Origin of the sequence: Streptomyces sp. CA-243310, from assembly GCF_050936775.1 — a bacterium.
Taxonomy (GTDB): domain Bacteria; phylum Actinomycetota; class Actinomycetes; order Streptomycetales; family Streptomycetaceae; genus Streptomyces.
The window spans coordinates 45,747-69,123 of the sequence record NZ_JBNJMF010000003.1; the positions used below are offsets into that span (position 1 = coordinate 45,747).

23 protein-coding genes and 1 pseudogene are annotated in these 23,377 nt (G+C 69.5%); 16 read left to right on the plus strand and 8 right to left on the minus strand.

Going from position 1 to position 23,377, the window contains the following annotated elements; translation table 11 throughout:
* The first annotated feature begins 39 nt into the window (after positions 1-39).
* Positions 40-609 (plus strand): NADPH-dependent FMN reductase, encoded by a 570-nt coding sequence (locus tag ACQEVM_RS33610; protein ID WP_433085634.1) that lies wholly within the window; start codon positions 40-42, stop codon positions 607-609.
* A gap of 277 nt (positions 610-886) precedes the next feature.
* Positions 887-1,234: a hypothetical protein gene (locus ACQEVM_RS33615; protein ID WP_433085636.1), complete on the plus strand. Its 348-nt coding sequence runs from the start codon at positions 887-889 to the stop codon at positions 1,232-1,234.
* A gap of 73 nt (positions 1,235-1,307) precedes the next feature.
* On the opposite strand, the gene ACQEVM_RS33620 is transcribed toward ACQEVM_RS33615, so the two are convergent.
* On the minus strand, positions 1,308-1,541 hold the full coding sequence (locus tag ACQEVM_RS33620) for an RICIN domain-containing protein (protein WP_433085638.1): 234 nt from the start codon (positions 1,539-1,541) through the stop codon (positions 1,308-1,310).
* Positions 1,542-2,208: 667 nt separating this feature from the next.
* On the opposite strand from ACQEVM_RS33620, the gene ACQEVM_RS33625 reads away from it, so the two are divergent.
* From ACQEVM_RS33625 to ACQEVM_RS33675, 11 genes and pseudogenes are all read left to right on the plus strand, one after another.
* Positions 2,209-3,078, plus strand: a complete 870-nt coding sequence (locus tag ACQEVM_RS33625) for a hypothetical protein (protein WP_433085640.1) — start codon at positions 2,209-2,211, stop codon at positions 3,076-3,078.
* 108 nt (positions 3,079-3,186) lie between these two features.
* Complete coding sequence (locus ACQEVM_RS33630; protein WP_433085642.1) at positions 3,187-4,668, plus strand: peptidoglycan-binding protein; 1,482 nt, start codon at positions 3,187-3,189, stop codon at positions 4,666-4,668.
* Between the two features lie 5 nt (positions 4,669-4,673).
* A complete protein-coding gene (locus tag ACQEVM_RS33635; protein WP_433085644.1) occupies positions 4,674-5,393 on the plus strand; it encodes an ABC transporter ATP-binding protein in 720 nt (239 codons plus the stop codon).
* A gap of 23 nt (positions 5,394-5,416) precedes the next feature.
* Positions 5,417-6,679 carry an ABC transporter permease gene (locus ACQEVM_RS33640; protein WP_433086928.1) on the plus strand — a complete coding sequence of 421 codons (1,263 nt, stop codon included), beginning with the start codon at positions 5,417-5,419 and terminating at the stop codon, positions 6,677-6,679.
* Between the two features lie 161 nt (positions 6,680-6,840).
* Positions 6,841-7,167, plus strand: a pseudogene (locus tag ACQEVM_RS33645) (bifunctional DNA primase/polymerase); the annotation flags it as partial.
* A gap of 83 nt (positions 7,168-7,250) precedes the next feature.
* On the plus strand, positions 7,251-7,514 hold the full coding sequence (locus tag ACQEVM_RS33650; RefSeq protein ID WP_433085646.1) for a hypothetical protein: 264 nt from the start codon (positions 7,251-7,253) through the stop codon (positions 7,512-7,514).
* 220 nt (positions 7,515-7,734) lie between these two features.
* A complete protein-coding gene (locus ACQEVM_RS33655; protein WP_433085648.1) occupies positions 7,735-8,805 on the plus strand; it encodes a hypothetical protein in 1,071 nt (356 codons plus the stop codon).
* Positions 8,806-9,021: 216 nt separating this feature from the next.
* Entirely contained in the window at positions 9,022-9,795 is a 774-nt protein-coding gene (locus ACQEVM_RS33660; RefSeq protein WP_433085650.1) for a hypothetical protein, read from the plus strand.
* Between the two features lie 636 nt (positions 9,796-10,431).
* A complete protein-coding gene (locus ACQEVM_RS33665) occupies positions 10,432-10,578 on the plus strand; it encodes a hypothetical protein (protein ID WP_433085652.1) in 147 nt (48 codons plus the stop codon).
* 327 nt (positions 10,579-10,905) lie between these two features.
* Positions 10,906-11,382: a hypothetical protein gene (locus tag ACQEVM_RS33670; protein WP_433085654.1), complete on the plus strand. Its 477-nt coding sequence runs from the start codon at positions 10,906-10,908 to the stop codon at positions 11,380-11,382.
* A 211-nt stretch (positions 11,383-11,593) separates the two neighbouring features.
* Entirely contained in the window at positions 11,594-12,370 is a 777-nt protein-coding gene (locus ACQEVM_RS33675; RefSeq protein ID WP_433085656.1) for a hypothetical protein, read from the plus strand.
* Positions 12,371-13,231: 861 nt separating this feature from the next.
* Here ACQEVM_RS33675 and ACQEVM_RS33680 read toward each other — a convergent pair.
* Both ACQEVM_RS33680 and ACQEVM_RS33685 read right to left on the minus strand, forming a co-directional pair.
* Entirely contained in the window at positions 13,232-14,146 is a 915-nt protein-coding gene (locus ACQEVM_RS33680; protein WP_433085658.1) for an AAA family ATPase, read from the minus strand.
* 216 nt (positions 14,147-14,362) lie between these two features.
* The gene (locus ACQEVM_RS33685; RefSeq protein ID WP_433085660.1) at positions 14,363-14,638 is read right to left on the minus strand and encodes a hypothetical protein; all 276 of its coding nucleotides are present in this window, start codon (positions 14,636-14,638) and stop codon (positions 14,363-14,365) included.
* Between the two features lie 131 nt (positions 14,639-14,769).
* On the opposite strand from ACQEVM_RS33685, the gene ACQEVM_RS33690 reads away from it, so the two are divergent.
* Together ACQEVM_RS33690 and ACQEVM_RS33695 are read left to right on the plus strand one after the other, a co-directional pair.
* Positions 14,770-15,495: a peptidylprolyl isomerase gene (locus ACQEVM_RS33690; protein ID WP_433085662.1), complete on the plus strand. Its 726-nt coding sequence runs from the start codon at positions 14,770-14,772 to the stop codon at positions 15,493-15,495.
* Between the two features lie 396 nt (positions 15,496-15,891).
* Positions 15,892-16,281, plus strand: coding sequence for a hypothetical protein (locus ACQEVM_RS33695; protein ID WP_433085664.1), 390 nt, complete (start codon positions 15,892-15,894; stop codon positions 16,279-16,281).
* 41 nt (positions 16,282-16,322) lie between these two features.
* On the opposite strand, the gene ACQEVM_RS33700 is transcribed toward ACQEVM_RS33695, so the two are convergent.
* The 4 genes from ACQEVM_RS33700 to ACQEVM_RS33715 form a co-directional block, all read right to left on the minus strand.
* Entirely contained in the window at positions 16,323-16,715 is a 393-nt protein-coding gene (locus tag ACQEVM_RS33700) for a nuclear transport factor 2 family protein (protein ID WP_433085666.1), read from the minus strand.
* 75 nt (positions 16,716-16,790) lie between these two features.
* The gene (locus ACQEVM_RS33705) at positions 16,791-18,011 is read right to left on the minus strand and encodes an alpha/beta hydrolase family protein (protein WP_433085668.1); all 1,221 of its coding nucleotides are present in this window, start codon (positions 18,009-18,011) and stop codon (positions 16,791-16,793) included.
* A 492-nt stretch (positions 18,012-18,503) separates the two neighbouring features.
* Positions 18,504-19,157 carry a response regulator transcription factor gene (locus tag ACQEVM_RS33710; protein ID WP_433085670.1) on the minus strand — a complete coding sequence of 218 codons (654 nt, stop codon included), beginning with the start codon at positions 19,155-19,157 and terminating at the stop codon, positions 18,504-18,506.
* The gene (locus tag ACQEVM_RS33715) at positions 19,154-20,350 is read right to left on the minus strand and encodes a sensor histidine kinase (protein ID WP_433085672.1); all 1,197 of its coding nucleotides are present in this window, start codon (positions 20,348-20,350) and stop codon (positions 19,154-19,156) included. The genes ACQEVM_RS33710 and ACQEVM_RS33715 overlap by 4 nt, the downstream gene beginning before the upstream one ends.
* Before the next feature lie 130 nt (positions 20,351-20,480).
* Here ACQEVM_RS33715 and ACQEVM_RS33720 point away from each other — a divergent pair, with 130 nt between their 5' ends.
* The gene (locus tag ACQEVM_RS33720) at positions 20,481-21,443 is read left to right on the plus strand and encodes an SDR family NAD(P)-dependent oxidoreductase (RefSeq protein ID WP_433085674.1); all 963 of its coding nucleotides are present in this window, start codon (positions 20,481-20,483) and stop codon (positions 21,441-21,443) included.
* Between the two features lie 56 nt (positions 21,444-21,499).
* Here ACQEVM_RS33720 and ACQEVM_RS33725 read toward each other — a convergent pair whose 3' ends face one another.
* Positions 21,500-22,528 carry a helix-turn-helix domain-containing protein gene (locus ACQEVM_RS33725; RefSeq protein ID WP_433085676.1) on the minus strand — a complete coding sequence of 343 codons (1,029 nt, stop codon included), beginning with the start codon at positions 22,526-22,528 and terminating at the stop codon, positions 21,500-21,502.
* Positions 22,529-23,377 lie beyond the last annotated feature (849 nt).

The following is a 23,377-nucleotide window of genomic DNA, read 5'->3' on the forward strand; positions in this document are numbered from 1 at the left end:
GTGACACATCAACAACCGCACCGACCGGAAGCACCCACCATGACCCGTCTGCACGTCATCTCCGCCGCGACCCGCCCCACCTCCTCCGGCCGCCCCCTCGCCGCCTGGGTCACCGAGCAGGCTCGCGAGCGTGCCGGCTTCGACGTCACGTCCGTCGACCTCGCCGAGATCGCCCTGCCCTTCCTCGACGAACCCGAGTACGCCTCCACCGGCAACTACGCCCATCAGTACACCCGCGACTGGAGTGCCGTGGTCGACTCGGCCGACGCCTTCCTGTTCGTCCTGCCGATGTACAACGGCGGCTTCACCGCCTCCTTCAAGAACGCCATCGACTTCCTCTACAACGAGTGGAAGGGCAAGCCGGTCGGCATCGTCAGCTACAGCGCCGGCCCCACCGGCGGCGCCCCGGCTGCCGCGATGCTGCTCCCGGTCCTCACCCGCCTCGGCATGCTGCCCGCCGAGCACTCCGTCGCCGTCCCGGGAATCCCCAAGCTGATCGGACCCGACGGCTTCCAGGCCCCCGAGGCACTCGCGGGCGAGCTCGCCGCGGTCCTGGACGACGTGGCCGAACTGGCGGCGCAGCGCGCCGCGGAGGCCGTCACGGTGTGACCGGCGTGTCGCCGTCGGCGCAGGAGCGTGCCGGCGGCGGGTACTTGGGGTGCGGGATGACGTGCATTCCGAAGGCCGCGGCCGGCGCCCGATCGGCGCCGGCCGACCACCTGCCGGCCGACCACCTGTACGACTCCCCCGCCACTGAGCCCGTTCGTCTGCTCGGGCGTCCCATCAGCCGTACAGGTGTTCCGGCCCGTCGCGCAGGGGTCTTGGGTGGCGTTGGACAATGGACGGTGGCCCGGAATCACTTCGCACGCGCAGCAGGAGGACACGCATGGCAGAGCCCGAGCGGACCGAGCGGCGGCTACGGCCGGCGCCGCTGCTCTTCGAGCCCTCGGAGTCCGTGGCGGACCCGGAGCACTTCTTCGACCTGGAGTCGATCGAGGACCCGCGGGAGCTGCTGGCCCGTGCGATCGAACTGACACTGGCCTTCCGGGCCGCGCAGGAGCGGGCGGTGGAGTTCCAGGCCCTGGCGGCGGCCCAGCTGGCCGATCCGCGGCGGTTCGACCGGCTGTCGCCGGCGCTGATCGCGGAGCAGGCGGAGTGGACCGAGGACTACGCCCGCAAGATGATCGAGTTCGGCGAAACCCTCCAGCGCGGCACCGGAACCGACCCGGCCTGAGGGCGGTCGGGCCCGTTGCGGTCCGCCCGCCGACCCGGCGTGACGCTCCGGGTCGGCGGGCGGCGGAACAGAACTACTTCCAGCGCTGGTAGTTGCCGCCGTTGCAACCGAGGGTGTAGACGCTGCCCCCGCTGTTGCTGTCCAGGCAACGCGCGGTCGCCTTGTTCTTCAGGTACCAGCCGCTGGAGTCCTTGAGCTCGTACCAGCGCTGGTAGTTACCGCTGTTGAGAGACAGTTCGTACACAGCACCATTCCCATTGCTGTCGAGCGCCTTGCCCTGGGTGGCGTTCATCTCATTCCAGGTCACGCCGTCGTCCGTGCGGACGTCGACCCACAGGTTATTGCTCCAGCACTGCCCCGTGGAAGGAGTACTTCCGTTATGCAGGAGACACTTTCCCGTGGCCACGTTCTCCCACGTGACCTGTCCAGCTTCAGCGGCTGAAGCGGATCCAGATCCTCCGATTATCAGCGTCGACACAGCTGCTGCTGCCCCGACCACCGACGCCACTCGCTTCGCAAACACCTAAACGCCCCCGTAGTTTGTCAATCGATTTAGCCCCCGACAAGAAAGGGCCTTGTAACGCTCCGGGAATTTAACACGCACGTTCCCCGCCGGCAAGATCATTTTGGCCAGGCAAAACCCTTCACACCCCTCTTGAATCCGCCAAAGAATATGCCCGATTCGGCCACTTCAGTACATTCGTCAGCTTTGCCCTGGAATTCCTCGTAGCATCGTCCACCACGAGCCCCAAGGTCTCTTCATCTCGGGCCACTTGGCGGAGGGTGGCCACGTCCAACGGCCCCGCAAACCACCACGACGTTCAAGATCACAGGTGCTACCCTCTGGACGCTTGACGGCAATTGGTCCGGCGCGCGAGTGCACCCGCTACTGAAAGGTCTCGACGATGAGGGCGAAGTCCTATCGATATACTGCCCCCCTCCTTGTCGCCTCCCTCGCCCTGGCCGGATGCGGCGTGGACGGGAACGGCAAAAAGGACGACATTGCGGAGCCCGCCATTCCGGCAGGCGTCGTGGGAGTTCCCGGGGATCCGTCGAAGCCGATCAGCTTCGACATCGGCGGAGCCGCATTCCGTCCGGGCGGCACCCTGTCGATGCCACTGGACGCGTACGCCCCTCGCGCCGACCGGGTCCAGATGTTCCGCGCGCTCGACATCCTGGACCGGGAATGCATGAAGGAACTGGGCGTGGATTGGCCCGGCCAACCGCGTGAGCAGGGTATGGACTTTCCCATCGAGGCGGAATACGGCGTGATCGATCTCGAATGGGCCAAGCTGCACGGCTATGAGGTCCCGCCCGCCCAGGACACCATCAATCAGCCGAACACGCCGCCCCCGGCCGAGCTTTCCAATGCCGCGGTCGCCGCGTATTTCGGAAACCCCGACAAGAAAGAAGTCGGATGCGAGGGGAAGAGCCAGCAGAAGCTCTCCTCGGAAAAGTCCGAAGCGGCCTTCCAGTACGTGCAGGAGCTCCAGGGCAAGGCCCACAGCAAGGCGATCAACGACAGCCGCGTGCGTGAGGTGACTTCCCTGTGGAGCAAGTGCATGAAGGACTCGGGGTTCTCGTACCCCGACCCCATGGCCACGATCACCGACAAGGCCCTCCTTGGCAAGGGCGGCGTGCCTTCCTCCACCCAGGAGAAGACGGTGGCCACCGCGGATGCCACCTGTAAGCGCACAACTCAGTACGTCCAGGTCAGAGCGGTGGTGACGGCCGCCTACCAGAAGGTCTTCATCGAGAACAGCGCCGACAGGCTCCGCGCCGGACAGGACGAGTGGAGCCGGGCGCTCGTCAGGGCGAACGACGTCCTGCAGGGCAAGAAGTAGGCGGGAATGGACCGAGCCGGGGGGATTTCGATGGGGCCTGACGACACCACCGATGTGAATGCGGCGGATGCGACGCCATCGTCATCGGGAATCGGTCGGCGTCGCAAGGTGCTCGGATCCGTTGTGGTCGCCGCCGCCCTGTTCTCCGTAGCCGGTGTCGGTGTGAGTTCGTTCATCAAGTCCCCGGCACAAGCTGCCGCGGACAAGGCGGCGCCCCCGCCGTCGGTGCTTTCCGCCGTGCTGGAGAAGCGCGTGCTCAAAGACACGGTGACGGTGCGCGGAATGGTCACCGCGGACCAGTCCGTGCCGGTGACGGGTGCGGCAGCCGGTCCGGCCGGTGGCGGCGCAAAGCCCGTAGTCACCAAGGTGAATGTGAAGGCCGGTGAGGCCGTCGCCGCGGGCAGGGTCCTGGTGGAGACCTCCGGGCGTCCCGTGTTCGCGCTCCAGGGTGCTCTGCCGGTGTACCGGGACCTGAAGCCGGGAGCGACCGGGCAGGACGTGGCGCAGCTGCAGCAGGCCCTGGCCGCGCTGGGGCACAGGACGGGATCGGATGCCAAGGGGACCTTCGGGCCCGGGACGAAGACGGCGGTGCAGGCCTTCTACGCCGCGATCGGCTACGACGTCGTTCCCGCCGATCCCCAGGACAAGGAGCGGCTGGAGGGTGCGCAGACCGCGGTGACGCAGGCGGATCGTGCCCTGACCACGGCCAGGGAGTCCTGGGAAGCGGCGAAGAACGGGGCGGCGGCCGGGCAGACCGCTCCCACGCCGGGCCGCACGGACGGATCCGCCACCGGATCCGGTGGCGGAGCGACCCCGGGCCCGAAGGGCTCGACCGGCGGCGGCGCCGATCCCGTGAAGGAAAGCAGGCGGGCGATGGACTACGCGTGGGAGGACCTGTCGAAGGCCCGGACCAAGCTGGCCGAAGTACAGGCGGCGGCCGGGCCGATGGTGCCCGCCGGTGAGGTGGTCTTCCTCAAGGGCTTCCCGGCGCGGGTGGATGCGGTGACGGCCGTGGTGGGGGCCGCGGTGGGGGAGAAACTGCTCACCGTCTCCGCGGGCGATCTGGTGGTGCGGGGGGCGCTGGCCCAGCACGAGAAGGGCCTGGTCCGGCAGGGCCAGAAGGTGCAGATCCTGTCCGAGCTGAGCGGGGTACGGGCGACCGGGACGGTGTTCTCGGTGGCGGATGCGCCGACCGCGCCGCAAGGTCAGGGCGGCCCGCAGGACGGCGCACAGGGTGGTGCGGCGGCCGGCGGTTCCGCGCAGGGATACCAGCTGGTCGTCAAGCCCGACGGAGTGCTGGACGTCTCCTTGGCGGGTCAGGACGTACGCGTGACGGTGGAGGCGGCGGCCTCCTCGGGTCCGGTCCTCTCGGCGCCGGTCTCGGCGATTTCCGCGGGGGCCGACGGCCGCACGTCGGTGACGGTGCTGGCCGACAACGGCACGAAGCGACGGGTGGAGATCACTGCGGGCATGTCGGCCGACGGGTTCGTGGAGATCAAGGCCGCCGCGGGCGGGCAGTTGGCGGAGGGCGAGAAGGTCCTGGTCGGCGAGAACCCCGGCGCCGGAACGGGTTCGAGGCCGGGCCGGTGACCTCCATGTCCGCACGTCCCGAAACATCCGGAAGCACGGATCTCCCGGTCATCCGCCTGGAGCGGGTGGGCCTGACCTACCCCGGCCCGCCGCCGGTCGCCGCGCTCAAGGACTGCGAACTGACCCTGGCCAAGGGCGAGTACGCCACCGTGGTCGGCCCGTCCGGTTCGGGGAAGTCGACGTTCCTCAATGTGGTCGGGATGATCGACGCGCCCACCTCGGGCCGCTACCTACTCGACGGGATCGACACGGGGACGCTGCGGGACGCCGACCGCACCGCGCTGCGCGGGCAGCGCATCGGGTTCGTCTTCCAGGCGTTCCACCTGCTGCCGCACCGCTCGGCGCTGGAGAACGTGATGCTGGCGATGGTCTACAACGGCACCCCGCGCAAGGACCGCCGCGCTCGCGCCCGTGCCGCCCTGATCCGTGTGGGCCTGGGGCATCGCATCGACGCCCTGCCGACCCGGCTGTCCGGCGGCGAGAGGCAACGCGTGGCGATCGCCCGCGCGCTGGTGGCCGAGCCGTCCCTGCTGCTGTGCGACGAGCCGACGGGAAACCTGGACACCGTCACCGCAGGCTCGATCCTGGAACTCCTGGACGAGCTGCACGCGGACGGGATGACCATCCTCGTCATCACCCATGACCTTCAGGTCGCGCGGCGCGGCCGACGCACCGTGTCCATCCGCGACGGTGTGCTGAGCGAGACGGCGCGGATCGAGACATGAGACACATGAGACACATCAAGCGCATGAGGAACATGCGACTGACGCGCCCCCGCGACCCTGACATGCCCCGGTCGCGCTTCGCTGCCGCAGACCTCCTGTCCGAGTCCCTCGCCGGGGTGTTGCAGCGCCCGGCCCGCTCGGCGCTGACCGCCCTGGGCACGGTCCTCGGTGTGGGTACCTTCGTGGCCATTCTCGGGCTGACCGCCACCACGTCCTCGCAGATCGACGCCCGGTTCAACGAGCTGACCGCCACCGAGGTCAACGTCGAGGACACCGCAGGGGCGGGCGACGCCACCAAGGGCGTCGTCACTCCCAACGCCTTCCCGCCCGACGCCGACGCCCGCGTCGGCGCCCTCAACGGGGTCAGGGCCGCGGGCGTGTACTGGACCGTCTCGCTGCAGGGGGCCTCCGTCCGCTCCGCGCCCCCGGGTGTCGACGCGACGTCCCAGCAGATCCAGGTGGTGGCCGCCTCCCCCGGCGTCCTGGCCGCGGCCGGACCCCGGCTGAAGACCGGCCGCACCTTCGACCGCTTCGCCGGTGACCGCGGTGAGCAGGTGGCCGTCATCGGCTCCGGCATGGCCGCCCGGCTCGGCATCACCACCCTGGAGACCAGCCCCGCCGTCTTCATCGAAGGCCAGCCCTTCACGATCATCGGCATCATCGAGGACGTCGACCGCAAGGCCGACCTCCTGCTCTCCGTGGTCGTCCCGGCCAAGGCCGCAGAGGAGATCTGGGGAGGGCCCGGGGCCGCCAACCGCGCCAAGATGATCATTTCCACCGAGCTGGGCGCGGCCACCCAGGTCGCCGGCGAGGCCGCTCTCGCGTTGCGCCCCGACCACCCGGAGTACTTCAAGGCCATTCCGCCCCCCGACCCCAAGGCACTGCGCGGCAACGTCACCTCCGACCTCAATCAGCTGTTCCTGCTGCTGGCCACCATCTGCCTGGTCATCGGAGCGGTCGGCATCGCCAACACCACCCTGGTCGCCGTCCTGGAGCGCACCGGCGAGATCGGCCTGCGCCGCGCCCTGGGTGCGAGGGGCCGGCACATCACCGTCCAGTTCCTCGCCGAGTCCGGCGCCCTGGGCACCCTCGGCGGCCTGGTCGGAACCTCCCTGGGGACGATAACCGTGGTGGGGGTCGCCATCGCCCGCGACTGGACTCCGGTCATCCACGTGGGAACGGTCGCCGCGGCCCCGGCGATCGGCCTGGCCACCGGCCTGCTCGCCGGTCTCTACCCGGCCTGGCGCGCTGCCAGCATCCAGCCGGCCGAGGCCCTCCGCCGCTGATCCCCGGCCGGCAGACACCCTCCGGCACCAGCAGTCACCCGCACCGCCGGGCGGGGCGGTCTGGCATATGCGGGGCGCAACGTACTCGTTCCGCAGGGGCCCTGTCCCGGTTTTCGGTAACTCCGGGGGTTCGAACCGCTACGGCAGGTAGACCTTGGCATATGACGACGCTGACGACGGCCCACGGATGCACCGCCCTCTACGCGCGCGGCGAGCGCACGCGCACCGCTCCCGCCACCCACGTCACCCCGCAGGGCGCCGCCTGGCTCAGCTCCGCGGCCGCCCAGCCCCGGCGCACCCTCGCGCTGTGGGAGGCGCGGCCCGGGCTGCCCGCCACGCTGCCCTGCGGGGATCCCTTCGACGTCGTCAACGTCCCGCTCGTCCTCGGGCGCCGGATCCTGGACCTGCTCTGGGCCGAAGGCCCCGGCTCCGGTCCGGTCGCCGTGCACCGCGGCCGGATGCTGCTGTTCGCCGCTCCCGGCACCGCCGCCCTGGTGGAGGAGACCGAATCTGAGTGGAAACCGCAGGTCAGGGCCCAGGTGCGCGAAAACAGACATCCACCACCAGCGGCATGATGGTGGACGTCACGGCGTATTTCGGATTCGTCGGCAAGGGCAGCTCGGACGACGGCCGCGAGCGCTCCATCACCACGGACATCTCACCCACCTACGCCAAGCAGATCCTGGAGCTCCAGGCAGCCGGAGCGACGGACGAGGACCTGCATCCGCTCGTCGCCGAGGCCATCACCGAGTCCTATTTCACGAGATGGGGCACCCGAGCCAAGGGCCTGCGCGCGGATCTCACACACGTTGCGTCGATAGCTTTCCGGTTCTGACGCGAACGAATTCCGGAGCTGCTATAAACCGTATTGAGCCGAAGCGCGATGGTTGTCACCAAGGCACTGTGTTGTCACCGGCACCACCGGACGGGCCCCCTGCGAGATCGGGCCTTCGGCGTCGTAGTTGGCCTCGATCGAGCCTTTCGTATGGTTGGTCTGCCCTGGGGTGCAGGGTGGGCCCGCGTCGCTGTCGGTGGCTGCTGACAAGATCACCAGCATGAGTTTCGTACGCACTACTCCGCGGCGGCCTGTCGAGGTGACAGCTGTCTTCCCTGAGTTGGCGCCGCTGGCACGCCCGGCGATTCGGCTGCATCCGCGTCAGGGCTCGCCGTCGGTCAGGGACAGCTCGGTCGGCGGACCGTTGCTGTGGCCGGCAGGAGAGTCGTGGCCGCACTGTGAAGACACCCACCTGCATGTGGATACCGGATTCCGCGAGTCGCCGACCGAAGTGCGGCTCCGCCGGATCTTGTCTTCGCGGTGGAGGCCTGACGGCCCGGCTCCCACGCTCACACCTGAAGAGGAAGCGCTCAGGGAGCGCTATGCCGCGCGGCTCGCCGAACGGCTCGAAGCCGGTCCTCCCAGCCCCGCGGAGTGCCCCGTGCCGATGTTGCCCGTCGCGCAGTTGTACCTGCGCGACGTACCCCTGTTGCGGCCGCCCGGGCAAGCCGATCTGCTTCAGATCCTCTGGTGCCCGTACGAACACGACCCGTATTGCAAGCCGGCGACCGCACTGTTCTGGCGGTCCGCCGAAGAGGTCGGCGACGTCCTCGCCGCACCGCCCGAACCCTACGAGGCGGACTATCCGGGGTACGTGCCGGAGCCGTGCCTGCTGGCGCCAGAATCGATCACCGAGTACCCCAACAGCCTGGATCTGAGCCCGGAACTGCAGCAGATGCTGGAAGACCGGAACAGGTGGCAGGCAGCCGCCGCCGCCATGGACAGCTCCTACGCGGAGTATCCGAGCGACTTCTACTTCATCCACCTGGCCGACGCACCCGGCTGGAAGGTCGGCGGCTGGCCCCCGTGGGGCCGCACCGACCCGTACCCCCGGTACTGCACCGTGTGCGAGGCGCAGATGATCCCCCTCCTGACAATCGCCTCATTCGAGTCAAACGGTGACGAAAGCCTCACCTGGGTGCCAGAGGAAGACCACACCACCGCCAGCTCTCGGTACGCGCATCGGGACGTCTCGCAGCCGACCCAGGTGGAAGTGGGCAGTACCGACAACATGCAGATCTACGTCTGCCCGACCTCCCCCGAGCATCCGCACACCGACCTGATCCAATGACCTGTCACAACGCGCCGTGACATCCAACCTGCTTCGCGCGCCGCTGGTGACAAGCAGCGTGCTGACCCGGTGACAACCACGGTGCTTTGCTCGCTGGATGCCGCAGGCCAGTGGAGGCCGACGGTGACAGCTATCGTGCTTCGGCTCAATTCGGCGGGTCGTCGACAACGCTCTGGCGGCGGCCCGCTCCCTGTCCGGACCACGATTGCGAGGCCGATGATGACCGCCCTGGCCGCCCCCGCGCACCGCCGGCGCCCGCTCCCCCCGCGCGTCGCCGCGCCCCGCGAGCCGGTCGACCCGGCCCGCATCGGCCGCCGCGTCCTACGGCGGCAGGCGAGGGGCATGGACGCGGGCGTCGTCGAGGCGGCCCTCGAGGAGGCGCGGTTCGACGCGCGGCAGGCGTCTCGGTACGAGGACCTGGCCGACGACCTCCGTGGCCCGGCGGAGCTCGCAGAGTGGGAGCGCATCGCCGCGCTGCTCGCACCGCGCCGGCGGGCACTCTACGACCCGGACACCGACGACGTCGTCCAGGCCCAGCTCGCCGTCGACGCCGCGGCCGCCGTCGCCCGGGAAGCCGAGCTGCAGGAAGCCGCCCGGATCGCGGCCCGCGCCGACGATCTCCAGGCGCTGCGCGAGCTCGGCACGCTGGAACAGACCGAGCCCCGCCACGGCGACGAAGCGGTCCGCGACGAGCTCACCCGCCGCGCCGGGTCGTACGTGCAGCCCGACGTCGACGCCTGGCTCGCCCGCGCCCTCGCCGCGCACCGCGGGCACTACGCCGACCCGGCCGCCCGCGAAGCCGCAGCCGGCCTCCTGCACCCGCCGGTCCTTGCCCACGCCGCGCTGCTCGCGGCCCTCACCCAGCTCGTGGCCGGAGTCGACGTCGACCAGCTGTCCTTCGCGGCCCGGCTCGCCACCGCCGACTCCGAAGCCGCCGGCGAGCTCGCCGCGTTCCTCACCCGCGCCATCACCCCGGGGAACCGGGCATGAACCACGGCCAGGAGGTCGTCGCCGTCTGGGAGGAGCAAAGCGACATCGGCCACCACTACGAGTAACTGCGCGCCGACAGGACCGTCGACGCCTGGACCGAGCCGCCCTTCGGTGAACCGCTCTATTCCGGCCAAGGCGCCCCCGACTACAACCCGATCTGCTTTTGCCCCGGGCCATGGCCGTTCGCCTTCTGCCTCGACTGCGCCGGATGGCGACAAGTGCGGGCAGTGCGACTGCTTCCCCCCGCGCCTGCTGTGAGGTTCACGGTGAGCGACGACAACACCCTCACAACACCCTGTCGGCCAGCCTGTGAGCTGTGAGGCCCCAGCCCCACAACCTCGGCTGTCCTCTGACACGCGATTGTGACCGATTGACAAGTGATCTTGACTGGAATCCGGATACCAACCACGGAATCAGGCGGTGCCGTCTACCGTCCGCTTTATGAAGTCCCAGGTCGCCGAAACCACGGCAGCGTGCAACTGCCCCGCCAAGGTCCACATCTGCCAGGACTGCGCGGGGGAAGGCTGGGTGACGCCGCTGCCGGAGAGCGGGCGTCGGCGCGATACCACCAGTAGCTGCACATCCCGCGGCGGGCGTGGTGGCCACAGCCTGCCGCATGCAAGGACGTGCCCCGTGATGGAGAAGAACCCCAAGCTGGAGTACTACGCGCCGCAGCTCATCAGTGAGTCGGACCAGGTGACCTTCTTCAGCACCGGCGACGCATTGGCATCACCCGCTGTACGACGTCGGCTCGCTCAGATGCTCTTCGAGCCGCGTTCCTGAGTACGAGCGGGCAGCCTGCGGGGACAGCCGTTCGACCAAGTTCTCCTGTCAGTCAAGATCTTCTGTCAATCGGTCAGGATCACCTGTCAGAGGACATCAGCGTTCGTCACCCTCGATTGCACACAGGGCGCAACACTGCTGTGCAACGCACTCGCGCAACACACTGCAACAGACCTCCTGTTGCGGTCCTGACCTGGGAAGACGCCTCCGGTGCAACGCGAGCAGGCGTGTTGCACCCCCGCGTTGCACCCCGCCACCGCGCCCGGACCCGATTGCCCACACGCCGCTGCCCGTCACTCCGGCCCGACCACGGACGTTGTGCGGGGCATGGACTGGACGCAGCTGCTCAAGGACCTCGCGGACGCGGTGGAGCTACGCAATCGCAGGGTGGCGAGCCTGCGCACCGCCGGGTCCACCGTGGCCGAGCTGGCGGCGCAGGCCCTTGCAGCCGGCGCCCCGGACGCGCCCCTGCGCCGCATCCTGGCCACGATGGAACCGATGATCGAGCACGAGCGCCGACCGCAGCAGTCCACGACTACGCCCGAGCCGCCTCCGGCTCCTCCCAGGTACTCACTGACGGAAGCGTGCGCGAAGAAGATCCTTCCCTGGACAGCTCCCACGGCGCGCAAGTACATGCGAGGGCATTCGCCGAGGCGTGGCATCCCCGTGCCGGCCGGAAGCCTGGAGGGGAAGGCGACCCGCTATACCGAGGATGAGCTCACCACCTGGCTGTCGGCCTGGCAGCAGCAGGTCGACGCCGCTCCCGGTCGCGTCGGCGAAGAGCCCGGCCTGGTGTCACGCTGACGGAGAGTAGCTGTCACGCATGTCCACTCCTATGTGTCACGCTGCCCTGAATCTGTCCCTGTTTGTCCGTTTCTCGGAGTCGTAGGGCTGTCCTCTGCCATCGGATCTTGCTCGTTTGCCATCGAAGCGTGATGACTACCGGTTTCGGGACATCGAACCTTAAACGTGCAGGTCAGAAGCTTTCCCTGTCCGAAGGCCGGAGTCGCGGCGGATGGGACTGACCTGCTTGGATTCCGGCATGACGGATTGGGCGCAACTCAGCCATGCCTACGGCTCGGCGGAAGACATACCGGTGCTGCTGGATCAGATCGCTTCGGAGCCGAGCCCCGAGCGTTGGAACGATCTGTGGTCGGCGCTCTGCCATCAAGGCAGTGTCTACTCGGCCAGCTTCGCGGCCTTGCCGTGGCTGGCCGACGTAGCTGGTCGCGATGACCGGGAACAGGCGGTCAGCGCCTTGAACCTGGCGGGTGCGATCTTGGCGGGCTCTGGCCGGCCGCATGGGGCTGGCGACGTCCGCGCCAAGCACGCTGCGGAGGTCGAGACCCTGCTGGTAGTGGTGAATGAACACCTCCGGACATCGTCCGATCGGAACGAGTACGCCTATCTCCTGGAATCCATGCTGAGCTTCGAAGGCGTCGTGGGCTGGGGCGAAGACCTCGCCTGGGGCCTCGTGAACGAGGAGTACGAGGTCTCCTGTCCTGGCTGCGAAGCCAACCTGTTCATCGTCATCGGCGAGCGCGGGTTCTTCTCCACGAGCGGTGACTACGCGCTGTCGGAAGATGACGTCGAGACGACGCCCCTGCGTCCCGCCAGCCCCGCGGTCATGGACGGCATCGGCCGACGGCTCCACGACATCGCCCTCGCCGACGGGCACCAAGACGTCGCCAGCGCGATGACCTACGTCTTCGGCGATGCGACGTGTCCGGACTGCGAAACCGGCTTCTCCGTAGCGGATCAGGTCAGTGCCGATTGGTCCGCAACACACTGAGCAGGTCCAGCGAAACGCAGGCTTCTTCGTCAAACCGGGTGCTGGTGCCTCAGGTCGCTCGGTTCTGACGGGAGAGAGCTGTCGCCGGGAGCTCACCGAGTTTCCGTGCTCGGTAGGCGGCCTGTCGGCAGGCGTGCGAGCACCACCGTCGGGCCGCTGAGGCCGGCTGCATGGGGGTGCGACAGAAGCCGCATGTCGGGCCCGTGGGGACGCTGTGGCCAGCGAGGGGTTGGGCGGAGTTCTGCTGGCGCTGGAGGTAGTCCTGGTCTCGGCATCGCTGGCAGTAGTCGGCCGGGCCGCGGCGGCTCATGGGGATGCGGTGGATGATCTCGCCGCACTTCGTGCAGAGTTTCGCCGGGGAGGCGGTCGGGGCCGGTGGCTCGGGGGGCCGCTCGACTCCTTGGCGGTGCGCCATCCGGCGGCAGCGGGGGGAACACCAGGACGGCGTGCTCTTCCCCGGGGTCCTGGGCAGTTCGATCCCACAGTATCCGCAGGTCGGGGTGCCGATGGTGCGTCGCAGATGGGCGCGTTGGCGGCAGCGGGCGGAGCAGTGGCGTCGGGGGCTTCCGCCGGCGGTGCCCTTCGGCGGGAGCGGGGCGTCGCACTCGGCGCATCGGGTTGCCGGGCCTTCGAGGGCTTCGCGAAGGGCGGCGGAGTGACGGCCGGTTGCTGCGGCGAGCCGGCCCCAGCTCGGTTTCCCGCGGTGGTGGGGCGGCGGGCAGAGGTAGTCCCGCAGGTAGGCGGGCTGGAGGTGGTTGGCCTGGGTGAGGCGGACGATGAAGGTCTCGACGCCTTCGCGGTCCATCGGCCGGACTTGGCGCGGGAGGCGGGAGACGGCGGGGTCCGGCTCCATATCGGGGGTCACCGGGCGGTCCGTCGGCGGGGCTTGGGCGAGGCGGCGAGGTCGAGCGGAACGTCCTCCAGGCCGTGCTTGGTGAGTTCCTCGGTGCCGGTGAGGATCGCGTCGATGGCGGCGCCGCGGATCTGGTGGGAGAGGGAGCCGATCATGCCGCCGCAGCGTTCGTGGAGGAAGCGGTCGAGGCGGATCAGGCTGAACGGTTCGTGCTTGAGCAGGACCAGCGTGCCTTCCAGGGTCCTGACCAGGCCCTTCCACTCGGGTCCGTAGGGGAAGGGGTGGGTGCGGATGAGGGTGAAGCGGCCGGCGATCTGTTCGCCGCGGACGCCCGCCAGCAGACGCTCGACGTTGATGCCGGCGTAGACGAACGTCGCGGGGATGCGCTCGGAGAAGTACTTGAGGGTGTCGGCGACCTCGGCGCCGTTGCGGTTGGTCAGCGAGATGTTGTGGAGCTCGTCGACGAGGACCAGGCCGGTGCGGGCGTCGGTGCAGACGCCGACGACGGCCTCGATGATGTCGGTGATGTTGAACCGGGCGGTCACCGGCAGGCCCAGGAAGCGGGCGAACTCCGCCGCGATCATGCGGGGCGTCGCGGCGGGCGGGACGGTGACGTAGACGACCGGGATGCGACCCAGGTCGTCGGGATGGCGGGAGCGGTCCAGGAGTTCGGGGGCCAGGCCGAGCTGGGTGATGGCGATCGTCTTGCCGGTGCCGGCCGGCCCGGAGACGATCAGCCCGCGGCGGGCGCTGATCGCGTGCCGGTTGAGCAGGACCAGGCGCCGGCCGGTGGCGACGGTGTGCTGGACGGTGGAGGTGCGGACCACCAGCAGGCGGGTGTGGTAGTCGAGCCGGTCCTCGTCGTAGGCCGTCCGCTTCGCCGCGGGCAGGGCGGCGTACTCGGCGTGGTGGAGCGCGAGCAAGCGAAGGCACCAGGTCGAGGGCGAGTGGCTGGATGCCGGATCATCCCCCGACGACAGCGCCGGCACCTACGGCGCCCCCTACCAAAAGGCAGTCGCCGAACTCGCCCGCACGCACCGAGGCCGGCCCGCCGCCGAGATCCTGCCCCTGCTGGCCCGCGCGGACCGCCGGGCAGCTCGGCTTCTCGCCTGCGGACCTGTGGGGACAGGCGCAGGCGATCAGCGGCGGTGCGGTACGTCCTGCGCGTCACCGTCACCTGACCCCCTCCCCTCCCGGATGGCGGGGAGGGGCCTTACGGGGCTGTGTCGCCCCTGCCGGGCGGCGACGGTCAGGCTTCCGGGCGGGTCGGCCACCGGGCGGCCAGGGCCGGGGCGCTGCAGGCGCGGGCGGCGGCGCTGCAACGTCTGGAACGACAGCCGGCCGACCCCGGTGTCCCAGACGGCGAGCTCGCCGTCGAGGACCAGGCCGTCGGGGCGCTGCCCGGCGGCCGCCACCAGGTCCGACCACCGCGGTCCTGGACCAGCTCCCCTCGCCGGCCTCCTGTCGTTGACCATTCCCGCCGACCCCACCACGCCCTAGACTGCGACCGCTCCAAAACCTGGCGATCATCAGGAGGGCGCGCAAGATGAACCGAGCACTGATCAGCGCATTTGCGGCCGTGACGTTAGTTGTGTCCGGCGCAAGTGCCGCCACCGCTTCCGACGGCGCTCCGCCGCGCACCACGCACGGGCCTTGCCAGTACACGCAGACCCCGGACGAGCCGCCCGCGCGTCATGTTCCACTGCCGCCCGACCCGCGGCGCACCCCTGGCCGTGGCACGGTTGACATGGCTGTTCCGACCAGCCAGGGTCCGCTCCCGCTGCGTCTGGATCAGGCCAAGGCGCCGTGTACGGTCCAGAGCTTCCTGCACCTGGCGAGGCACGGGTTCTACGACCGAACGGTGTGCCACCGTCTGACGGCGTATCCGACGCTGAAGGTTCTGCAGTGCGGCGACCCGACCGGGACCGGTGAGGGAGGGCCCGGGTACAAGTACAAGGACGAGCTACCGGTGGATTTGCCACCCGCACCGACCGATCCGACCGGCGCGCGCCGCCTGTACGGGCGCGGCCTGCTCGCGATGGCCAACGCCGGTCCGGACACGAACGGCTCACAGTTCTTCGTCGTCTACGGCGACTCCGCACTACGCCCGAACTACACGGTGTTCGGCACGGTCGGCCCCGACGGCCTGGCAACACTCGACAAAACCGCCGCCGGAGGAATCCAGCCGACCGCGGAGGACCCGGCACCGGTCGACGGCACACCCGTGCTGCGGACCGAGCTCCTCCGCGTCCGGCCGTCCTGCCGGCATTGACTCCCAGCGGCCGCGGCCGAAGCCGCGGCCGCTACGGCGGCACCTGTCCGGGGGCCAGGGCGGGGGTGGGGGTGGAGCGGGCCGCCACCGGGGAGACCCACCCGCCTGGAGAGCTGGCATGCCGTGCGGGCGTGGCTGGGCTGGGCTGGGCTGGGCTGGGCTGGGCTGGGCTGGGCTGGCAGCAGAACCTGGCCGATCGGACGATCAGCGAACGAGGCGGCTCGCCGGCCCCAGCCTCCGCAGCCGGACTGGAAACTCGATAGCCCCACCGCCCGGTGTGCCGGCGCCCCCCACCTGGACAGTGGTCGTAGCCGGCCCGGCTCCCGCCTCGGATACCGTGTTCTCCTACGGGGCGCCATAACGGATGTGACGCCCCCCACCGGAGGTAGTCAGCGTATGAGCTCGAAGCGCAGCAAGAATCCAGCCCTGCCCGTACTTGACGACGCATTCCGACTCGCGTCGGTCAAGGATGCCGAAGAGTCCACCCGAGACTTGGTCGCGCGGCTGGCCACCACCGAGCTGCGCCGCGTTTCCCACCCGGGCCGGGTCACATGGGAGCCCACCGATCAGGCCGAGCCCGTACCGGTCCCGCCGACTGTGGTCGACGGTGACGGAGACCTGTGGCTGCGGGACCGGGGCACTGGCAACTGGACCATGCCCGAGTTCAACCCGAAGGAGTTCCCGGCCCGCTGTGGCGAGGTTCTGACATGGAACCAGCTTGCCCGCGAGTTCGGCCCGCTTACCGCACTGGCCGACGACCGCCGCATCGGCGGCGGCCGGCGCTGACCGCGCAGCCTTCCGGGATGGCCGCGCCCCTGAAGCGCCCGTTACGGGTAGCTGGGAGCTCCAGCTCGTGCTCCTCGCCGACGCGGGGGTGGTTCGCTCCTGCACGTCTCGTCTGAACGCGCAACAGGGGCGAGGTCGGCGAAGACGTAGACCTCCATGGTGACGGTGCCGCCGTCCGTCTTGGTGATGTGGCAGGTGTGCCGGTCGGCGTACTTGGTGCCGTCGTACAGCTCGTCGTGGACCTCGACCTCGCCTCCGGCGACGATGCCGCGCAGGTGGCCGATGTGGTCGAGGAACTCCGCGCGGTCGGCCCACTCGCCGTCCGTGCGCCGGCGGCAGCCGGGGGTGGTGTGGCGCTCGGCGGCCTCCTCCAGGGTGATGTCGCGGTTGAAGAGCAGGTCGTTGAGGGCGGCTTCGATTCCGGTGCGGGTCATCGTCGTGGCTCCCTCGGGGGATCGGGTGGTGGGCCGGGGCTCGGATTCGGGTTGGCGTTCGCGGTCGGGTGGGTGTTACGCGGTCGTGGCGAGGGTGGTGTCGAGCCAGTCGTAGATGCGGGCGATGGACAGCCGCATCGCACCCGGGTGGCAGTGGGCGCCGGCGCCTTCCTCCGTGGTGAACACCATGAGGGTCTTGGGGCAGGTCAGGTGGTCGTAGAGCTGCTCGGGCTGCCCCTTGAAGTACATGTCCTCCTCGGCGTCGCACACGAGGGTGGGGCACTGGATCCGTTCGGCGATGCCGCCGGTGAGGGTGTAGTCGAGGTAGGAGGCGTTGAAGGCGCGGGGGGTATCCACGCCCATCACGTACATGCCGTGGTTGATCGCCCAGCGCGCGATCGGGTCCTTGTCCATGGCCTGCTCGAAGGCGGCGTCGAGTTCCGGGGCGGAGTCGGCGCGCAGGAGACGTTCGGCCTCCTCGCGGGTGCCGGGAACGTTGCGGACGGAGGTCTGGCCGAGGTCGTAGAGGCCGTCCACGGCGATCAGCGCGGCCAGACGGTGCTCGAACGCCGCGGCCCGGGGGGCGAGGACGCCGCCCATGCTGAGACCAAGGAGCGCGATGCGGCTGTCATCGACTTCGGGGAGCGTCTCGGCGAAGTCCACGACGGGAGTGATGACGTTCTCCCAGTCCGGGCGGAAGACCATGCCCTGGTGGTGGCGGGGGCCGGGCATCCCGGGACCGTCGAAGGCCAGCACGTTGTAACCGCGCTCGACACCGGCCATCGCCCCGAAGAAGTGCAACTCCTCCGCGGTGCCGTCGAAACCGTTGTGCATGATCAGCGTCGGCCGCGGCGTGCCCGAGTCGTCGACCCGGTAGAAGTAGCCGGGCAGCGTCGTGTCCTCGTAGGGGATCTCGACCGGCTCGATGAGCGGGGTGAACAGCGCCGCCGCCGCCTTGAAGCAGGCCACCGAGCGGTCGTAGGCGCCGTCGTGACGCGGGTCGCAGGGGTGACCGTGCAGGAAGAACTCGGCCGACCGATAGTAGTTCGAGGCACGCAGGAACCCGTCCCGGGCGCTGACGCGGTGACCGGCCGCCAGCGCCTTCTCCGCCTCGCCCGACACACGGTCGGCGGTGGCCATCCACTCGACGTACCAGCTGTCGTAGTCGCCTTCGGTGATCCGCTCACCGGTGGAGACCACCTCGCCGAAGTCGGCGCCGCCGTAGGCGATGTGACTCATCGAGCGCAAAGTCTCGTACCAGAACTGGACGTTGTTCGGGAACAGCAGCTGCTTCATCGGATTCTCCCGTGGTGTGAAGCGACGATTCACGCTTCTCGGTCTTTGGCGAACACGTTCGCCCGGGCCTTCGGCGCGGCCCTCGCGGTGCGCTCTCCGGCGTGATTCGAGATTCCGACAGACCGCTGTCCACCCGCCAGGCCACACGAGGACGAAGACTGTCCACCCCTGTCCGCAGGTGTCCGCCCCACTGTGCGAGGCCGTCGGAGAGGCCGTCGGCGATCCCCCTGGGCCGATCCCGGCGCACCACACGATGCGACGTCCCCCAACGAGACGGCACGCCCGCCACCGACGACAAGCCACCGGCTGTCATCCACCGGTACGGCGCGGCAACGTTCCCGCCCACCCCCGCCAAGACCACCCACCGCCCGCCATCCAGCGTGAACCCGCTCTGCCGACACCGACTCCAACCAGCCCGGAGCGGGATCGGGCGGCCGTCGGCGGGGCGCGGGCGGTGGCGGTGGTCGCCGGCGGGGCGGCCGGATCGGTGGGTCAGTTCGGTGTGATGCCGGTGAGGACGGCGAGGACAGCGAGACGGATGCGGTTGTCCCGGCCCGTTTTCACCATCAGGCTGGCCACGTGCGTCTTCACCGTGGTGACCCCGAGATGCAGCCGGTCGGCGATCTCCTTGTTGGACAGGCCCACACCGAGTAGTCCGAGCACCTCCCGTTCGCGGGGAGTGATGGCCGGCGCCGGCATGTCCGTCGAAGTGTCCGAGGAGGAACGGGTGTGGAGGGCCTGGGCGACGAGGCGGTCGAGGACGTCCCGGCTGAAGGGCGCCTCTCCGTTGGCGGCCCGGCGTACCGCCTCCAGGAGTTCGGCCGGTGGGGTGTCCTTGACGAGGAAACCGCAGGCTCCGGCCGCGAGCACCGGGTACAGATGGTCGTCGTCGTCGAACGTGGTGAGGGCAACGACCCGGGTGGCGGGGCGTGCGGTCAGGATGCGGCGGGTGGCGGTGATGCCGTCCATGCCGGGCATTCTCAAGTCCATGAGGACGACGTCGGGAGTCAGGTGTTCCGCCAGTCGTACCGCCTCCGCGCCGTTGTCCGCCTCGCCCACGATCTCGATGTCCCGCGCCTGCTCGAAGAGCATGCGCAGTCCCATACGGACGAGCTGCTGGTCGTCGACGACGAGGATGCGGATCACAGGTGGGGCTCCATGTCGGATGCGAGGGAGGGAAGTTCGGCCGTGAGCCGCCAGCCCTGGGCGGCGGGGCCCGCATCCAGTCGGCCGCCGAGCAGGTCCACGCGTTCACGCATGCCGATCAGGCCGTGTCCGGAAGGGCCGGAGGCCGGTGGCCGGGCCCTTCCGGCGCCGTCGTCGTGGATCGTGAGGTGAACGGCGTCATCGGCCACCCGTACGGCCAGCTCGGCGTGTGCGCCGGGCCCGCCGTGCTTGGCCGCGTTGGCCAGGCCCTCCTGGGCCAAGCGCAGGACCGCGAGGCCGCGTACCGCGTCGAGCCGTGCGACGCGGGGATCCACGGAGGCGGTTACCGTCAGGCCGCTCTGGCGGCTGTGTTCCACCACCGACTCCAAAGCCGCCGGCAGGGCTCCGGGCTCGACCAAAGAGCCGGTGCCGGGACCGGTCCGGTCCGGGGCTCGCAGTACGGCGACCAGGCGCCGCAGGTCGGTCAGTGCCGCGCCGGCGCCGGCGTGCAGGTCGTCCAGGACCTCGGAGATCCGCGGGTCGGTGGGGGTGCTGGTGGCCGCGGTGACGTGCCGGGCGACACCGACGCGCAGCACCATGGAAGAGACGTGGTGGGCCACGAGGTCGTGCAACTCGCGCGCAATGGTCGTGCGCTCCGCCGCGCGGGCGGCCAGCAGTTGTTGTTCGGCACGGAGCTCCTGCTGCTGCGCGTGTCGACGGGCATGCACCGCAGCGTCGCGGGTCACGCGTACGTACGCGCCCAAGAGCAGCGGCAGACCTGCGACGATCCCCATCTTGTAGAGCACCGGCAGGAGTTCGCCGGGCAGGTCCTCGAAGCGGTTCACGGCGACGGCGAGTGCCAGTGCCGTCGCCGCGGCGGCGAGGCGGCGTCCGGACTGCTGTACCGCCAGCTCGAAGAGGGTGACGGCGGCCAGCACCTTCAACGAGGCGACGGTGCTCGCGCCCAGCGCGTGTGCGGCCACGAGCAGGACCGACTGCGCCAGGAGCGCACCGAACACCCATTTCCCCGCGGCCAGGCACAACGCGAGCCCGGCCGCGGCCAGGGCCCAGTCCCGTGTCCCGGACGGCCGCTGCAGGAGGAGTACGTAGCCGACCATGACGCCGGCAAGCACCAGGATGCGCAGACCGGCGAATCTTCCGTCGAACGCAGGCTCGATCCAAGCTCTGTTCACACTCCCACGATAGGCGGACGCCCGTGCGCCCGGGTCCTGCCGTGGGAGGAGGCCGCCTCCTCCCACCGGCCGGGATGTCCGGCCCGTGGAGGGAGTCGGGGACCCTGGTCGGGCGGCGAGAGTGAGCGACATGAATACCCATGCGCATACCTCCACGAGCTCCGACGCAGACGCGGCATCCCCGGCCAGGGGGCGGCGGTCCGTACTGGGTGGTGCGGCCGCTCTGGGGCTGGGCATCGCGGCCTTCGGAGCCACCGCCCACGCCGCCGGCTCCCCGTCGAGGTCCCGTGACAGGGCCGGTCGCTTCCAGGGGAAGTCCGTGCTCATCACGGGTGGCACGTCCGGCATAGGCAGGGCGACGGCGAAGGCGTTCGCCCTGGAGGGCGCCCGTGTCGGGTTCTGCGGCAGGCGGGCCGAGTTGGGGCGCCAGGCGGAACGCGAGATCCGGGACGCGGGCGGCGAAGCCACGTACATCGAGGCCGATATCCGTGTGGAAGACCAGGTTCGCGTCTTCGTGGACCGGGTCGCGAGCCGTTACGGCGGCATCGACGTCGCCTTCAACAACGCCGGCATCGGCGGCGGCAAACTGCCCCACGAGATGAGCGTCGAGGAGTGGGATGACGTCCAGGCCACCAACGCCCGGGGAGTGTTCCTCGCGATCAAGTACGAGATTCCGCACATGCTCAAGGCGCAGCGCGGCGTCATCGTCTGCACCTCGTCATCCGCGGCCGAACAGGCGCGGCCGAACAGCGCCGCGTACACCGCGAGCAAGCGGGCGGTGCAGGGCCTGGTGAAGTCCGCGGCCCTCGCATACGGACCCAAGGGGATCAGGGTCAACGCCCTGCTGCCCGGCACCACCGATACCCCGTTCGTCCGCCCGCCGGGCATCCCGGACGCGGATTGGGCGAAGTACAAACAGGCTTGGGGACCACTCAACGTCGACGGCTTGGAACGGATGGCCGAAGCGGAGGAGATCGCGCGGGCCGTGCTCGGGCTCGCGTCCGACGACTTCCCCTACATGACGGGGGCGTCGATCAGCGTGGACGGCGGAGGCACCGCGGGCCGGAAGATGATCCAGCCGAGCAGGACGTGAGGGCGCTCATCGGGGGCTCCCGGCAGGCGATCGGTGGCCACTCTGGAAAGGCTCAGTCACTCCCCGGGAGGTTCAGCGTGGTCACAGTCGCGAGCGTATGCGGCCGGAGTCTGACCGTACCGGCCCTTGAAGGCCCGGATGAAGTGGCTACTGTCAGCGAACTGCCAGCGGGCGGCGACCTCTGCAACGCTGGGCCGCCCGGCTCGGGCGCTCAGGGCGAACCGTGCCTGTTCGAGCCGGCGGCCGCGGATGTACCCGGCGACCGTCTCCGCCCTACCGACAATGGTCCCGCCCTTGATGCCCGAATGGTTCGCAGCGGCGGTCGCGAATGCCCGGTGCAGGGTGCGTACGGAGATGTTGAGAGCACGGGCCAGCGCCGCCGGGGAGAGGCCGGGGTCGGTCAGTCGGCGTTCGATGATGTCCTTCACCGCGCACACCAGGACGGACGCCGGCTGCGGCTCGGAGTCGTCGGGCTGCCCGGCCACCACTCCGCCGCCCCACTCGATCAGCCTGTTGCGACCGGCATTCAACCCGGCCGGAGCCAGATCGGTGAGCACCTCGTCGATCACCCGGACGTGGGCGAGGAGCCGCGTCTCCGGGGCGTCGGCCGATCCCGTGATCAGCCGATCACCCCCGAACGGACCGACCGACGACGCCGGCAGGATGAGCACGCTTGCTGCGGTGTCGCGCGCCGCCTCGTGGATGGGAGCGCCGCTGCGGTGCACGGGGAACCTCCCATCCGAGACGGTCGACTGGCCGACGTCGCGCCGATCGAACCACCGGGTGGTGCGCCGCACCACATGCACCACCACCCGGTTCTCCTCGTGAAAGGGCACACCGCGTAAGGTCCCCGGGATTGACGTGCTGAGCACATCGGCGATGACCGCGCCGAGCACCGTGACGACGCAATTGCTGATTTCACGTTCCCCGCTGCGGCCCGGAGCGAAGGAAGGATCCGGACATGCCGTTCCCGTCTCTTCCTCCCGGCCGCACCGAAAGATGACGAGTCCATCCTCCTGGGCCTTCGGGGCGGTGATGTACATGGCGAACTCCACTGCCTTGTCGAACTCGTCGGCCGCGGTCATGAATCCTTGCACTCCTCGGATCTCGTAACAGGATCTTGAACGCCGCGGCAATCCCTGCAACCGTGGAATTCTTCCTCATACGGCCTTGGCCTTCTGACGGGCTTCGGCTCGCGCTCTGCTGGCGATCAGTTCGCGGGACGGAGCCAAAGTGACGGTGTCCCGGATCGGGAGCCGAATTCCGCACGCCCTGCGGGGTCACAGACCGCGGCCGGCGTGGGGACGGCGCGTTTTGCATCGCTCTGGACCGACCCGCAGATGCGGCGTAGTAGCCGGATTTGCGGTCCTGCCGTAGGGGATCACGGACTTCCTGACCAGTGAACCTGCCCTGCTTGCCGAAGGCTTGATGCTGAAGGAGGTTGTCCCCGAGGAAATGGTCCTGAGCGCGAGTGGATGACGCCCGATCACGCGCAGCACCTCATTGACCGCAGAGGCAGACTCCATCATTCAGGGGGGTGGGTGACGGCCGAAGTTCCCGGCGGGCGCAGTCATGACGGTCACGAAGGCCTCGCCGGTCGCACTTTCCATGCATTCCCATCCTGCAAAGGGTCACAGTGCGGCCGCAATGGCAACTTCAGCATGGATTCATTGACGGAAATGGAATGATGCCCCATCTCAACACCTGCCCGGGGGCCCCTGGATGCCACGCCCCGGGCAGGTCAGGCCCGCGACGGACGAGCGGCTGCCGGACCGTAGTTGCGATCGGCCCGTTGACGCGTACTTTTCCCAACGGAGTTGGTGGACAGGGTCGTTGAGGAGTCCGGGAGGACCGGGCAGCGTCATCGTCCATTGCCGCCCCGAGTGGTCGTCCACTTCGTCCTGGCGGTGTCGTCCGGTGGTCACGAGCCAAGT